Annotated in this window: 12 protein-coding genes and 1 other RNA gene; 4 read left to right on the top strand and 9 right to left on the bottom strand. The window is 56.4% G+C overall.

Translation table 11 applies throughout. The features are described 5' to 3' along the window. Window positions 1–55 precede the first annotated feature (55 nt). The 6 genes from gcvH to ACLIBF_RS04555 all read right to left on the bottom strand — a co-directional run bounded on the left by gcvH (window position 56) and on the right by ACLIBF_RS04555 (window position 6,396). Entirely contained in the window at window positions 56–442 is a 387-nt protein-coding gene (gcvH, locus tag ACLIBF_RS04580) for a glycine cleavage system protein GcvH (RefSeq protein WP_031375752.1), read from the bottom strand. 23 nt (window positions 443–465) lie between these two features. Beyond that, a complete protein-coding gene (gene gcvT, locus ACLIBF_RS04575; RefSeq protein ID WP_031375753.1) occupies window positions 466–1,563 on the bottom strand; it encodes a glycine cleavage system aminomethyltransferase GcvT in 1,098 nt (365 codons plus the stop codon). 481 nt (window positions 1,564–2,044) lie between these two features. Beyond that, the gene (ubiI, locus tag ACLIBF_RS04570) at window positions 2,045–3,247 is read right to left on the bottom strand and encodes an FAD-dependent 2-octaprenylphenol hydroxylase (protein WP_031375754.1); all 1,203 of its coding nucleotides are present in this window, start codon (window positions 3,245–3,247) and stop codon (window positions 2,045–2,047) included. A gap of 13 nt (window positions 3,248–3,260) precedes the next feature. Beyond that, window positions 3,261–4,439 (bottom strand): 2-octaprenyl-6-methoxyphenyl hydroxylase, encoded by a 1,179-nt coding sequence (gene ubiH, locus ACLIBF_RS04565; protein ID WP_031375755.1) that lies wholly within the window; start codon window positions 4,437–4,439, stop codon window positions 3,261–3,263. After that, window positions 4,436–5,758 (bottom strand): Xaa-Pro aminopeptidase, encoded by a 1,323-nt coding sequence (pepP, locus tag ACLIBF_RS04560; RefSeq protein ID WP_031375756.1) that lies wholly within the window; start codon window positions 5,756–5,758, stop codon window positions 4,436–4,438. The genes ubiH and pepP overlap by 4 nt, the downstream gene beginning before the upstream one ends. Window positions 5,759–5,817: 59 nt before the next feature. Next, window positions 5,818–6,396: a YecA/YgfB family protein gene (locus ACLIBF_RS04555; RefSeq protein ID WP_031375757.1), complete on the bottom strand. Its 579-nt coding sequence runs from the start codon at window positions 6,394–6,396 to the stop codon at window positions 5,818–5,820. Window positions 6,397–6,566: 170 nt separating this feature from the next. Here ACLIBF_RS04555 and zapA point away from each other — a divergent pair, with 170 nt between their 5' ends. From zapA to ACLIBF_RS04540, 3 genes are all read left to right on the top strand, one after another. Then, window positions 6,567–6,896 carry a cell division protein ZapA gene (zapA, locus tag ACLIBF_RS04550; protein WP_031375758.1) on the top strand — a complete coding sequence of 110 codons (330 nt, stop codon included), beginning with the start codon at window positions 6,567–6,569 and terminating at the stop codon, window positions 6,894–6,896. 39 nt (window positions 6,897–6,935) lie between these two features. Beyond that, window positions 6,936–7,119, top strand: a non-coding RNA gene (ssrS, locus tag ACLIBF_RS04545) — 6S RNA. 99 nt (window positions 7,120–7,218) lie between these two features. Next, complete coding sequence (locus ACLIBF_RS04540; RefSeq protein ID WP_069728854.1) at window positions 7,219–7,824, top strand: 5-formyltetrahydrofolate cyclo-ligase; 606 nt, start codon at window positions 7,219–7,221, stop codon at window positions 7,822–7,824. Window positions 7,825–8,041: 217 nt separating this feature from the next. On the opposite strand, the gene serA is transcribed toward ACLIBF_RS04540, so the two are convergent. Both serA and rpiA read right to left on the bottom strand, forming a co-directional pair. Further along, window positions 8,042–9,280 carry a phosphoglycerate dehydrogenase gene (serA, locus tag ACLIBF_RS04535; RefSeq protein ID WP_031375760.1) on the bottom strand — a complete coding sequence of 413 codons (1,239 nt, stop codon included), beginning with the start codon at window positions 9,278–9,280 and terminating at the stop codon, window positions 8,042–8,044. A 279-nt stretch (window positions 9,281–9,559) separates the two neighbouring features. Next, window positions 9,560–10,219 (bottom strand): ribose-5-phosphate isomerase RpiA, encoded by a 660-nt coding sequence (gene rpiA / locus ACLIBF_RS04530; protein WP_046289231.1) that lies wholly within the window; start codon window positions 10,217–10,219, stop codon window positions 9,560–9,562. Window positions 10,220–10,401: 182 nt separating this feature from the next. Here rpiA and ACLIBF_RS04525 point away from each other — a divergent pair, with 182 nt between their 5' ends. Beyond that, complete coding sequence (locus ACLIBF_RS04525) at window positions 10,402–11,307, top strand: LysR family transcriptional regulator ArgP (protein WP_009087111.1); 906 nt, start codon at window positions 10,402–10,404, stop codon at window positions 11,305–11,307. Window positions 11,308–11,343: 36 nt separating this feature from the next. On the opposite strand, the gene ACLIBF_RS04520 is transcribed toward ACLIBF_RS04525, so the two are convergent. Then, complete coding sequence (locus ACLIBF_RS04520; RefSeq protein WP_031375762.1) at window positions 11,344–12,066, bottom strand: oxidative stress defense protein; 723 nt, start codon at window positions 12,064–12,066, stop codon at window positions 11,344–11,346. Window positions 12,067–12,172 lie beyond the last annotated feature (106 nt).

The raw sequence follows: 12,172 nt of genomic DNA, 5'->3' as shown, positions 1-12,172 counted from the left end.
GGGAACAGAGAGTGCAAACAGAAATCTGCGGCCTCTGCGCGAGGCCGCCTGACGATTACTCGTCGATAGAGGCTTTGTAAGCATCCGCGTCCAGCAGCGTGTCAATTTCAGACTCGTCGCTGGCTTTGATTTTGAATAACCAGCCGCCGTCATAAGGTTCGCTGTTGACCTGCTCTGGCGAATCGGACAGAAGATCGTTAACCGCAACAATCTCACCGCTGATCGGTGCATAGATGTCGGAGGCCGCTTTGACTGATTCGGCGACTGCACACTCTTCACCAGCAGCAAAGGTTGCGCCGACTTCAGGCAGATCGACAAACACCATGTCACCCAGCAGTTCCTGCGCATGTTCGGTGATGCCTACGGTATAAGAACCATCTTCTTCTTTGCGCACCCACTCGTGGCTGTCGCGGTACTTCAACGTATTTGGCACATTGCTCATTGGCCATTTCTCCTGAATAAAATTTACTGGGCGACCGGTTTACCGGCGCGGACAAAAATCGGTCGGGTAACCTTTACCGGCATCTGGCGGTTACGGATCTCAACGATGGCGGTGTCGCCGATACTGGCTGGCACGCGTGCCAGGGCAATGCTGTAACCCAGAGTGGGCGAAAACGAACCGCTGGTGATGATCCCTTCCTGTGGCTCGCCCTGATCGTCGGTAAAGCGCACGGGCAAGCCGTTACGCAGCACGCCTTTTTCGGTCAGGATCAGCCCGACCAGTTTTTCGGTGCCGCGTTCACGCTGTAACGTCAGCGCTTCACGTCCGATGAAGGCCCGATCGGCCGGCTCCCAGCTCACCGTCCAGCCCATGTTGGCAGCCAGCGGTGAAACGCTTTCATCCATTTCCTGACCGTACAGGTTCATGCCGGCTTCCAGCCGCAGCGTGTCACGTGCACCGAGACCCGCAGGTTTTACTCCGGCGGCCAGCAACCGCTGCCAGAAATCGGCCGCCTCGTCTGCCGGTAACGCAATCTCATATCCCGCTTCGCCGGTGTAGCCGGTGGTGGCAATAAACAGCGCCTCCGCCTGTACGCCGAAGAACGGCTTCATCCCGGATACCGCCTGCCGTTGTGTCTCGCTGAACAGCGTCTGCGCTTTCTGCTGGGCCTGCGGCCCCTGTACGGCAATCAGCGCCAGATCGTCACGTTCGGTCAGCGTAATGCCGTAGCCCTGCGCATGTTCAGCGATCCAGGCGAGGTCTTTCTCCCGCGTTGCGGAATTCACCACCAGCCGGAAAAAGTCTTCGCTCATAAAGTAAACAATCAAATCATCAATGACGCCACCTGATGCATTCAGCATGCCGGTATAGAGCGCCTTGCCGGGCTGAGTCAGTTTTGCCACGTCATTTGCCAGCAGGTAGCGCAGAAATTCGCGGGTACGCGGGCCTTTCAGGTCAACAATGGTCATGTGGGAGACATCAAACATGCCGGCGTCATTACGCACCGCATGATGCTCATCCATCTGGGAGCCATAGTGCAGCGGCATCATCCAGCCATGAAAATCCACCATGCGAGCGCCGCAGGCCTGATGCTGTTCAAACAGAGGTGTTTGCTGAGTCATAACCATCCTGTGCAGAAGCGAGTGAGTACCAAAGCGCGCCGCAAACCCTGCCGACGCAAACGTTCTCTTTAGGCTGACGTTACCACCGAACCTGGCGATTAACCATAAGCAAACCGGGGTCGAAAGCTGATGCACAGCCTAACCAGGATTAATCACCGACAGGATAAAAAACTGCAATTTTGTGATTAATCACGCAATAAATGTAGGAAGGTTAAATAAACGCAGCAAATTTATGCGAGAAGCCGTTCAGGATGTTAAAAAAATGCGGTACTCGCCGATGCACCGAATAAGAAAAAGTAATGCGAATTGAGCGGCAAAATTAGAATAAATCAAACGAGGGGCGATAGTGGTGCGGCGCTGCCTTGTGATGGTGCAGAGTGGGTTTCGGACAGAAAAAAAGCCAGCAAATGCTGGCTCGGGAGTGGGTTTCGGACAGAAAAAAAGCCAGCAAATGCTGGCTCGGGAGCGGGTCAGAGCGGGTTCAGCGTAGCCACGCCGGCAGGTCATTCAGGCCCATCGCCTGCTTCAGCATCAGCGGTTTAACGCCCGGCAGGCTGTCTGCCAGCTTCAGGCCGACATCGCGCAGCAGTTTTTTTGCCGGGTTGTTACCGGCAAACATCTCACGGAAGCCCTGCATGCCGGCCAGCATCAGCGCGGCGCTGTGCTTACGGCTGCGTTCGTAGCGGCGCAGATAGAGGTGCTGTCCGATATCTTTGCCTTGCTGATGCAGCCGGCGAATTTCACCGATCAGTTCAGCCGCGTCCATAAAGCCCAGGTTCACGCCCTGTCCTGCCAGCGGATGAATGGTGTGGGCCGCATCCCCGACCAGCGCCAGGCGGTGCGCGGCAAAATTTCGGGCATAGCGCGCCGTCAGAGGAAACGATTTGCGCTCGCTTTCCAGCTGGCACAGACCAAGCCGCATATCAAACGCCACCGACAGCTGCTGATTGAATAACGCTTCCGGCATACTTTCCAGCCGGCTCGCCTCCTGCGGTGACAGCGACCAGACAATCGAACTCAGATGCGGGTCCTGCATCGGCAGGAAAGCCAGAATACCGTCGCCATGGAACACCTGACGCGCTACCGCATCGTGCGGCATCCCGGTGCGGACGTTAGCGACCAGCGCGTGATGATCGTAATCCCAGAAGGTCAGCGGGATATCGGCTTTGTTACGCAGCCAGGAGTTGGCTCCGTCAGCCGCAATCATCAGACGCGCGGTTAACATATTGCCATCCTGCAGGGTAATAAAGGCTTCGTTATCGCCAAACGCCACCTGCTGCAGCTCGGCGGATGCCATCAGCGTCACGTCGCTGCAGGCGCTGGCGCGTTGCCACAGGGCGCGATGAATCACCGGATTTTCGATAATATGGCCCAGGTGAGACAGCCCCTGCTGCTGATCGCCAAAGGCGATGGTACCGAAACTGTCCTTATCCCACACTTCCATACCGTGATACGCACTGGCACGCAGCGAGAGAATGGTCGACCAGACATCCAGCTTCTGTAGCAGACGCTCACTGGCCGCATTGATAGCCGAGACGCGAATCGAGGGTGTATCACTCAGGCTGGCTGGCGGCTCGGGAGATTTTTCCAGTACCGCGATGCGCAGTCCGCTGCCCTGCAGGCCACAAGCCACTGCCAGTCCGACCATACCGCCACCGGCAATCACCACATCAAAAGTTTGCATCAAAGCCTCTTTATTAACGCTTAACCCAGCCAAGCGTGCGCTCAGCCAGTTGATTTCGTAGCCACGGCAGATGATCCATCGCCAGCAGACCCAGATTACGCCCGATGACCAACGGCGTATGACGGTTGGCAAAGATACGCACTAAGCCGTCGGTAATACCGATGGTCGCGGCGCGATCCTGCTCACGGCGCTGCTGATAATGTTGCAGTACCGCATAGCTGCCGGGATCCTGTTGCTGTTGATGGGCTGACGCCAGCGTCTCGGCCAGCGACATTACGTCACGCAGGCCAAGGTTAAAGCCCTGTCCGGCAATTGGGTGCAGCGTCTGCGCCGCATTGCCGACCACCGCCACACGATGCGTGACCGGCTGCACCGCCCGTTGCAGCGCCAGCGGGTAGTATTCCCGCTGACCGGCATGGGTAAATTTGCCCAGTCGCCAGCCAAACGCCCGCTGCAGTTCACTGAGGAATTCGGCTTCGCTCCAGCGCGTGAGCGCGTCACGCTGTGACAGCGGGTGGCACCACACCAGCGACAGGCGATGATCTGACATCGGCAACAGAGCCAGCGGACCGTGCTCGGTGAAGCGTTCAAACGCCTGCCCCTGATGTGGCAACGCCGTAGTGACGTTGGCAATCAACGCCAGCTGCTGATAGTCATCGGTTTGCCACTGAATGCCGCAGGAGGCGGCCAGCGCAGAGCGTGAGCCGTCTGCCGCCACCAGCAGATCGCCATTTAGCTGCTCGCCATTATCAAGCGTTACCGTTACCTGTTGCTCGCTGCGGCTGGCCTGAGTAACGCGAGCCGGACAGCGCAGAGTGACGCCCGGCGCTTTCTTCAGTTCAGTAAACAGACGCTGTCCGACATCAAACAGCTCTACCACCTGCCCCAGCGCCGGAATGTCGTAATCAGCTGCCGCCAGCGAAACAAAGCCCGCATGACCGCGATCGGAAACATGAATCCGGGTAATTGGCGTGGCGCAGCCGGCAATACGCTGCCACAGGTTGATATCGGCCAGTTGCTGGCAGGTGCCCGCCGCCAGCGCAATGGCGCGACCATCATAGCCGGGGTGTGCCCGGCTGGCGGGTTCGCTGCTTTCAATCAGCGTCACCGGCAACCGGCCCTGGGTCAGATGGGATATTGCCAGCGCCAGCGTCGCGCCGGTCATGCCGCCACCGGCAATCAGAATGCTCATGCTGTTTTTGCCGCCGCCATTAATGCTTCGATCGCTGCGGCATCCTTCACCACGCTGTCGGTAAGATTTTCATTGCCGGTTTCGGTGATCAGAATGTCATCTTCGATACGAATACCAATGCCGCGATATTCTGCCGGTACATCGGCATCCGGGCCGATGTAAAGCCCTGGCTCAATGGTCAGGACCATGCCTGGCTCAAGCACGCGATCGCGGCTGGGCGTGCCATAGTGACCGACATCATGCACATCTAACCCCAGCCAGTGGCTGAGGCCATGCATATAGAACTGACGATGGGCCTCTTCGGCAATCAGTGTGTCGACCTCCCCCTGCAGTACACCCAGCTCTACCAGACCGCTGACCATAATCTGCACCACTTCATCATTCACTTCGCGGATGCTGATCCCCGGACGGAACAGGCTGAGCGCGGTATACAACGATGTCAGTACGATGTCATAGAGTGCGCGCTGCGGGGCACTGAATTTGCCGTTAACCGGGAAGGTGCGGGTAATGTCACCGGCATAGCCGTGGAATTCGCAGCCAGCGTCGATCAGCACCAAATCGCCATCACGCAGTTCGCTTTCATTCTCGGTGTAGTGCAGGATGCAGCCGTTTTCACCGGCGCCAACGATGGTGTTGTAGGCGGGAAAGCGCGCCCCGTGGCGATTAAATTCGTGATGGATTTCGCCTTCGAGCTGATATTCAAACATCCCTGGGCGGCAGGCCTGCATCGCGCGGGTATGGGCCAGCGCGCTGATTTCGCCAGCACGGCGTAACAGCGCAATCTCATCCGCATCTTTGAACAGGCGCATCTCATGCACCCATGGACGCCAGTCTGTCACCGTGGCCGGTGCGCTAAGATTCTGGCGGAAACCGCGGCGCAGTTTATCCAGCGCGTTAAACACCAGCGTGTCAGCTTCCGCATATTCACCCTGCGCGTGGTAAACCACATCCAGACCGTTGAGCAGCAGGTGCAGTTGCTCACCAATATCGTTCCACGGCAGGGCGCGATCGACACCCAACGTTGCCGGTGCCGCATCCTGACCCAGACGACGCCCGAACCAGACTTCTGCTGTCAGATCGCGCACCCGGTTAAACAGGACGCTATGGTTGTGCGTTTCATCACTTTTAATCAGCACCAGCAGCGCCTGCGGCTCGTTGAAGCCGGTGAAATACCAGAAGTCGCTGTTTTGACGGAATGAGTATTCAGTGTCGTTGCTGCGCGTCACTTCAGGCGCGGCAAACAGCAACGCGGCGCTGCCAGGAACCATTTTCGCTAACAGCGCCTGTCGACGCTGCTGGAATCTGTCCAGTGAAATCATCTCTGCACTCCCTGTAATCTGACCTGTTTAAACTGACCGGGTGACCCGTTATCGTAAGCTTAGTGTAGCGTCGGTTTCTGGACTTCTGGCGCGGTCGGCTGTGGACGGGTAAAGGTATCGTGGCACAGCAGCGCTGCAACACGGACATACTCAATCACCTCTTCCAGCGACTGCTCCAGCTCTTCCTGATCTTCATCTTCTTCGTAACCCAACTGGGCGATGGTGCGTAAATCATCAATCGCCTCACCGGTTTCGCCAGTGACTTTATCCAGTTTAGGCTGTGTCACGCCAAGGCCGAGCAGAAAATGATTCACCCAGCCGGCCAGCGCGTCGGCGCGATCGAATACCGTGATGTCATCATCGCTGGGTAACAGCAGTTGAAACAGGAATCCCTCATCTTCCAGGGTGGTGGCGATATTTTCATGCAGTGCCTGTAACGGCATCGACAGGCTTTGTGAAAACGCCATGCCTTCATTGGCCAGATCGTGCACCAGAGTCTTCCAGCTGGGGTCCTGATTGCCGCCGCACAGGATGCCGCTCAGCAAGCCATGCATTTCTGCGGGGGTCATTCCTACGCCCTGCTGTGAGAGCGCCGCCGCCAGCGCGTTGTAATCGGGGGTTGCGTTCTGTAAGGACATAAGTTTTCATCGTCGTTGGCAGAATAAGTTCGTGTTATGCTACCACTAGCTGCCTCAAGGTTTCCAGAAAAGGGGTTGTAACTTATTTCGCGGGTCTATATAGTTGCCCGCCTCCCAAGCCATTGACTGCTAAGGGAGTTGCGGGCGAAGTAATCAGTCAGGAAGGTGGCATGTCTGCACAACCGGTAGATTTACAAATTTTTGGTCGTTCGTTGAGAGTGAATTGTCCGCCTGAACAGCAAGATGCGCTGAATGCAGCGGCTGAAGATCTCAATCAACGGTTGCAAGATCTAAAAGTTCGCACTAGAGTCACCAATACAGAACAACTGGTGTTCATCGCCGCGTTAAACGTCTGCCACGAGCTGGCGCAAGAGAAAGTGAAAACGCGCGATTATGCTGCTAATATGGAACAGCGTATCCGTATGTTGCAGCAGACGATTGAACAGGCACTGGTTGAGCAAGGTCGCATCTCTGAGCGTGAGGGTGCGAAGTTCGAATAAAACTTCATGGTTGCTATAATCAGGTAACGGTGAGGTAAATTTTCTCTGAGATGTTTGCATGTGGGCCAGTCCCCTGAGCCGATATTTCGAAAAAACAGAATGTGACGCTCTGTGACCTGTGTGCATGCTCGGTTCGTCCGAGAAGCCTGATGGTTACGACGGCATGTTCACCTTGAACCAAGGGTTCAAGGGTTACAGCCTACGGCGGCATCTCGGAGATCTCTCTTCTGTAGTTCCCAGCGCGTCCTCTTGTGGTCCCGGTATTTTTCCCCAACTGTCATGTTATAGTTGCTTCAACAGCGACTTATCCGGCGGGGAAACCATGTCTGACTCTTCTCAGCTCCAGCTTCAAGGCCAGCGCCAGGCTATTCGCCAGCACGTCCGTCATCTGCGGCACGCACTGACCGATGAGCAGCAGGAACAGGCGGCAGAGCAACTCGCTGAACACGCCCTCAATTACGCCCCGATCACTGCCGCACAAAACGTGGCGTTGTTTCTGTCGGTCGATGGCGAACTCAACACCCGCCCGCTGATTGCCCGACTGTGGCAGCAGAAAAAGCAGGTCTTCCTGCCGGTTTTACACCCTTTCTCGCCCGGCAACTTACTGTTTCTGCGCTACTCAACCGAAACCCAACTGGTGCGCAATAAGCTGCGCATTCCCGAGCCGCCGCTGGACATCCGGCAGTTGATTACCCTGGATCAGCTTGATGTGATGATGGTGCCGCTGGTGGCTTTCGACCAGTATGGACAGCGCCTGGGGATGGGTGGCGGTTTTTACGATCGCACCCTGCAAAACTGGCGGCAGCACGGTTTCCTGCCGGTGGGCCTGGCGCACGACTGTCAGCGCGTCGATAGCCTGCCGGTGGCCGACTGGGATGTGCCTTTGCCAGCGATAATGACGCCGTCAAAACTCTGGCAGTGGGAGTAGACGTTTGGAATGAAGGAGGCGCAATGAAGCGCCTGATATTTCTGGCAAAGTCTGTCCGATGAGTGGTGAGATCGGGCCAGCGCAGGGAACACGGCCAGATCGGAAAGACGCAAAAGCTGCCATCCATGACACGCCCGGTCCACGCGATTACGCACCTCATCCCTGAGGTACGCCCGTAGCCGGGCCAACGCGTTGCGTTACCTGCGGTGCAGTTTGCTTAGTAAAGCAGACGGGCGCGGATGGTGCCCGGAATCGCTTTCATCAGCTGTAACGCTTTGTCAGCCAGCTCTGGCTCAGCATCAATATCAATCACCACGTAGCCCATAAATGGCGATGTCTGCAGATACTGCGCCGCAATGTTGATGCCCTGCTCAGCAAAAATCTGGTTGATCGCCGTCAGCACGCCAGGACGGTTTTCATGGATGTGCAGCAGACGGCTGGCGCTGACGCCATGCATCGGCAGTGACACTTCCGGGAAGTTAACCGCTGACAGCGTGGAGCCGTTATCGGAGTATTTCGCCAGCTTACCGGCCACTTCAATACCGATATTCTCCTGCGCTTCTTCCGTCGATCCGCCAATGTGCGGCGTCAGGATCACGTTATCAAACTCACTAAGCGGCGAGATGAACGGATCGCTGTTAGTCGCAGGCTCAACCGGGAAGACGTCGATCGCGGCACCGCCAACCTGTTTACTGGCCAGCGCCTCGCACAGCGCCGGAATATCCACCACCGTACCGCGTGAGGCGTTAATCAGCAGTGCGCCAGGCTTCATCTGCGCCAGCTGCTCAGCACCGATCATATTCTGGGTGGAGACCGTCTCCGGCACGTGCAGGCTGACCACATCGCTCATGTTAAGCAGATCCGCCATATGGCGTACCTGAGTCGCATTACCCAGCGGCAGTTTGTTTTCGATATCGTAGAAGAAAACGTGCATCCCCAGGCTTTCAGCCAGCACGCCCAGCTGCATGCCGATATGGCCGTAACCGATGATGCCCAGCTTTTTGCCACGCGCTTCAAACGAGCCTTTGGCGTTCTTGTTCCAGATACCGCGGTGGGCTTTGGCATTGGCTTCCGGGATGCCGCGCAGCATCAGCAGCATTTCGCCAATCACCAGTTCCGCCACCGAGCGGGTGTTGGAGAACGGGGCGTTAAACACCGGGATACCACGGCTGGCAGCAGCCTGCAGATCAACCTGGTTAGTCCCGATGCAGAAACAGCCGACCGCGACCAGCTTCTCAGCTGCGGCAAAGATCTCTTCGGTGAGTTGGGAGCGGGAACGGATACCAATAAAGTGTGCATCACGGATCGATGCTTTTAACGCGTCGGAGTCCAGCGCGCCCTTGTGGAATTCGATGTTGGTGTAGCCTGCAGCCCGCAGGTTTTCCACCGCGCTCTGATGGACACCTTCCACCAGCAGGAACTTAATCTTGTCTTTTTCCAGTGATACCTTTGCCATTTCCCGACCCTATTCAGAATTCATTGAGGACTGCCATAAGCCAGCCTTCTGTCAAAATATCAAAAAATACGCGTCCGGCAATACAAACGATTGCCTGCCCGACAGCACGGCAAGGCTCAGCAACAGCACATTGCCGTACAAAATCGTGATGTCTGCGATGAAGGGAGAACGAACCCGCTGTGGATGACGCTAATGTGACATAAGTCACCAAATTTCACCCTGGCGAGAAAAGATGTTTTGCGGGCAGAAATAACCGGCGCCGTAATGACGCCGGACAGATCATTTTTTGATGGTTTTAACCCCGTCAGGCCCGCCAATCAGTGCGATATCGGCACCCCGAGCGGCAAAAAGACCGACGGTGACCACGCCGGGCAAGGCGTTGATGGTTTTTTCCAGCGCAATAGGATCGAGAATGCGCAGATTATGCACGTCGAGAATAATGTTGCCGTTATCGGTGACCACATTCTGACGGTATTCCGGTAATCCTCCGAGTTTAACCAGCTGACGCGCCACGTAGCTGCGCGCCATCGGGATCACTTCAACCGGCAGCGGAAAACGGCCCAGCACGTCGACCTCTTTGGAGGCGTCAGCAATGCAGATAAAGGTTTCAGCCACCGCGGCGACGATTTTCTCACGCGTCAGCGCGGCTCCCCCGCCTTTGATCATCTGCATCTGCGGATTGATCTCATCGGCACCGTCGACGTAAACCGACAGAATGTCGATCTCATTCAGATCGAACACCTGAATCCCCAGGCTTTTCAGCTTCTGGGTTGAGGCGTCGGAACTGGAGACCGCGCCCTCAATCTGATGCCTGACCGTCGCGAGCGCATCAATAAAGTGGGCCGCGGTCGATCCGGTGCCAACGCCGACAACCGTACCAGGCTGCACATAATCGAGTGCAGCCCAGCCTACGGCTTTTTTCAGTTCATCCTGGGTCATGGTATGTTTAAAACCTGTGCGACAACGAAGTGCGCGTAGTATAAAACAAGGCTGACTGAAAATGCTCGGGTGACAGACGCGGATTTATCGCTTTGGAAGCCAGACCACAAAAAACACGCGGTCGCTCACAGGTGACACTTTTGTGGCATAGTAACGTCCACCCTGAAGGAGAGAAAATAACAATGAAACGCCCGGATTATCGTACGCTTCAGGCGCTGGATTCAGTGATTCGTGAACGCGGTTTCGAACGCGCCGCACAGAAATTATGTATCACGCAGTCGGCGGTTTCACAGCGTATCAAGCAGCTGGAGAATCTGTTTGGTCAGCCACTGCTGGTGCGTACCGTCCCGCCTCGCCCGACCGAACAGGGCCAGAAACTGCTGGCGCTGTTGCATCAGGTAGAGCTGCTGGAAGAGGAGTGGCTGGGCGATGAAAACAGCGGTACTACGCCGCTGCTGTTGTCGCTGGCGGTCAACGCCGACAGTCTGGCAACCTGGCTGCTGCCTGCGCTGAAAGATGTGCTGGCCGACTCACCGGTACGGCTGAATTTGCAGGTAGAAGATGAAACCCGTACCCAGGAGCGTTTACGCCGTGGTGAAGTGGTCGGTGCCGTGAGTATTCAGCCCCAGCCGTTACCGAGTTGCCTGGTGGATCAACTGGGTGCGCTCGACTATCTGTTCGTCGCATCACGTGACTTTGCCGACCGCTTCTTCCCGAACGGCGTCACCCGTTCTGCCCTGCTGAAAGCGCCTGCCGTGGCGTTTGACCATCTGGATGATATGCATCAGGCGTTTCTGCAGCAAAACTTCGATCTGTCGCCGGGCAGCGTGCCCTGCCATATCGTCAATTCATCGGAAGCTTTTGTGCAGATGGCGCGACAGGGTTCGACCTGCTGTATGATCCCGCACTTGCAGATTGAGCGCGAGCTGGCGAGCGGTGAGCTGATTGATTTGACGCCCGGCCTCTATCAGCGCCGGATGCTCTACTGGCATCGCTTCGCGCCGGAGAGCCGTCTGATGCGGCGGGTGACCGATGCGCTGATCGCGCACGGACATCGCGTGCTGCGTCAGGATGACGTCGCCGCGTAACCACAAAAGAAAACGGGGCGCAGGCCCCGTTTTTCATTATGGCGTGTTCGGTTTGATCTCGAACACCACATCGACCTGATCGTCAAAGTTGATGCTTTGCTGATCGTAGGTTTCCTGAGCCGACGTATCGGCAGCAGCGGCGGCCTTATACATACGGTTCATCGGCATCGGCTGGTAGTTGGCGACCTGATAGCGAATGCTGTAGATCGAGCCCAGCTGGGCGTTGAAACCGGCTGCCAGCTCTGAAGCTTGCTGAGTAGCATTTTTGATTGCCGCTTTGCGGGCCTGCTGCTTATAACTCTCCGGATTAGCCACGCCTAACTCAACGCTGCGAACCTCATTCAGGCCGGACTTCAGCGCGCCATCCAGCAGATCGTTGAGTTTGTCCAACTGACGCAGAGTCACCTGCACCTGACGCACGGCACGATAGCCTTTCAGTACCGATTTACCCTCTTTGGTGTAATCGTATTCTGGCTGGGTACTCAGGTTAGCAGCATCGATATCTTTCTTCTCAATGCCATTTTTCTGCAGAAAATCGAAATACTGCGCAACCCGGCTATCGGCCTGCTTTTTCGCATCGGCGGCATCTTTTGATGACACGTTAACCACGATGGATAAGGTAGCGATGTCCGGACGGGCATCGACCGTTGCCTTACCCGAGGTCACGACGTGCGGCCCATTCGGCAACTCATCAGCTTGTACGCCGGGCAGTGCCCCTGCGCTCATTATTGCGGCCAAAGCCAATGCTTTCAGTTTCATGAAAGTCCTCCTTGAAAAGGTCAATATGACGGCTTCCAACCGGCGAAGCCCAAAAGCGCATCGGTATGCGCCATGCTTTGAGTGGTCATTATGGCAAAAGTTCGCC

It is taken from the genome of Pantoea sp. PGP6 (assembly GCF_053474785.1).
The sequence above is the reverse complement of the archived record's forward strand: the minus strand, read 5'-3'. Positions and strand labels throughout refer to the sequence as shown.

What these genes read in the sequence shown, in the direction of transcription:
- gcvH (WP_031375752.1), bottom strand. Translation starts at nt 442, where the DNA reads ATGAGCAATGTGCCAAATACGTTGAAGTACCGCGACAGCCACGAGTGG.
- gcvT (WP_031375753.1), bottom strand. Translation starts at nt 1,563, where the DNA reads ATGACTCAGCAAACACCTCTGTTTGAACAGCATCAGGCCTGCGGCGCT.
- ubiI (WP_031375754.1), bottom strand. Translation starts at nt 3,247, where the DNA reads ATGCAAACTTTTGATGTGGTGATTGCCGGTGGCGGTATGGTCGGACTG.
- ubiH (WP_031375755.1), bottom strand. Translation starts at nt 4,439, where the DNA reads ATGAGCATTCTGATTGCCGGTGGCGGCATGACCGGCGCGACGCTGGCG.
- pepP (WP_031375756.1), bottom strand. Translation starts at nt 5,758, where the DNA reads ATGATTTCACTGGACAGATTCCAGCAGCGTCGACAGGCGCTGTTAGCG.
- ACLIBF_RS04555 (WP_031375757.1), bottom strand. Translation starts at nt 6,396, where the DNA reads ATGTCCTTACAGAACGCAACCCCCGATTACAACGCGCTGGCGGCGGCG.
- zapA (WP_031375758.1), top strand. Translation starts at nt 6,567, where the DNA reads ATGTCTGCACAACCGGTAGATTTACAAATTTTTGGTCGTTCGTTGAGA.
- ACLIBF_RS04540 (WP_069728854.1), top strand. Translation starts at nt 7,219, where the DNA reads ATGTCTGACTCTTCTCAGCTCCAGCTTCAAGGCCAGCGCCAGGCTATT.
- serA (WP_031375760.1), bottom strand. Translation starts at nt 9,280, where the DNA reads ATGGCAAAGGTATCACTGGAAAAAGACAAGATTAAGTTCCTGCTGGTG.
- rpiA (WP_046289231.1), bottom strand. Translation starts at nt 10,219, where the DNA reads ATGACCCAGGATGAACTGAAAAAAGCCGTAGGCTGGGCTGCACTCGAT.
- ACLIBF_RS04525 (WP_009087111.1), top strand. Translation starts at nt 10,402, where the DNA reads ATGAAACGCCCGGATTATCGTACGCTTCAGGCGCTGGATTCAGTGATT.
- ACLIBF_RS04520 (WP_031375762.1), bottom strand. Translation starts at nt 12,066, where the DNA reads ATGAAACTGAAAGCATTGGCTTTGGCCGCAATAATGAGCGCAGGGGCA.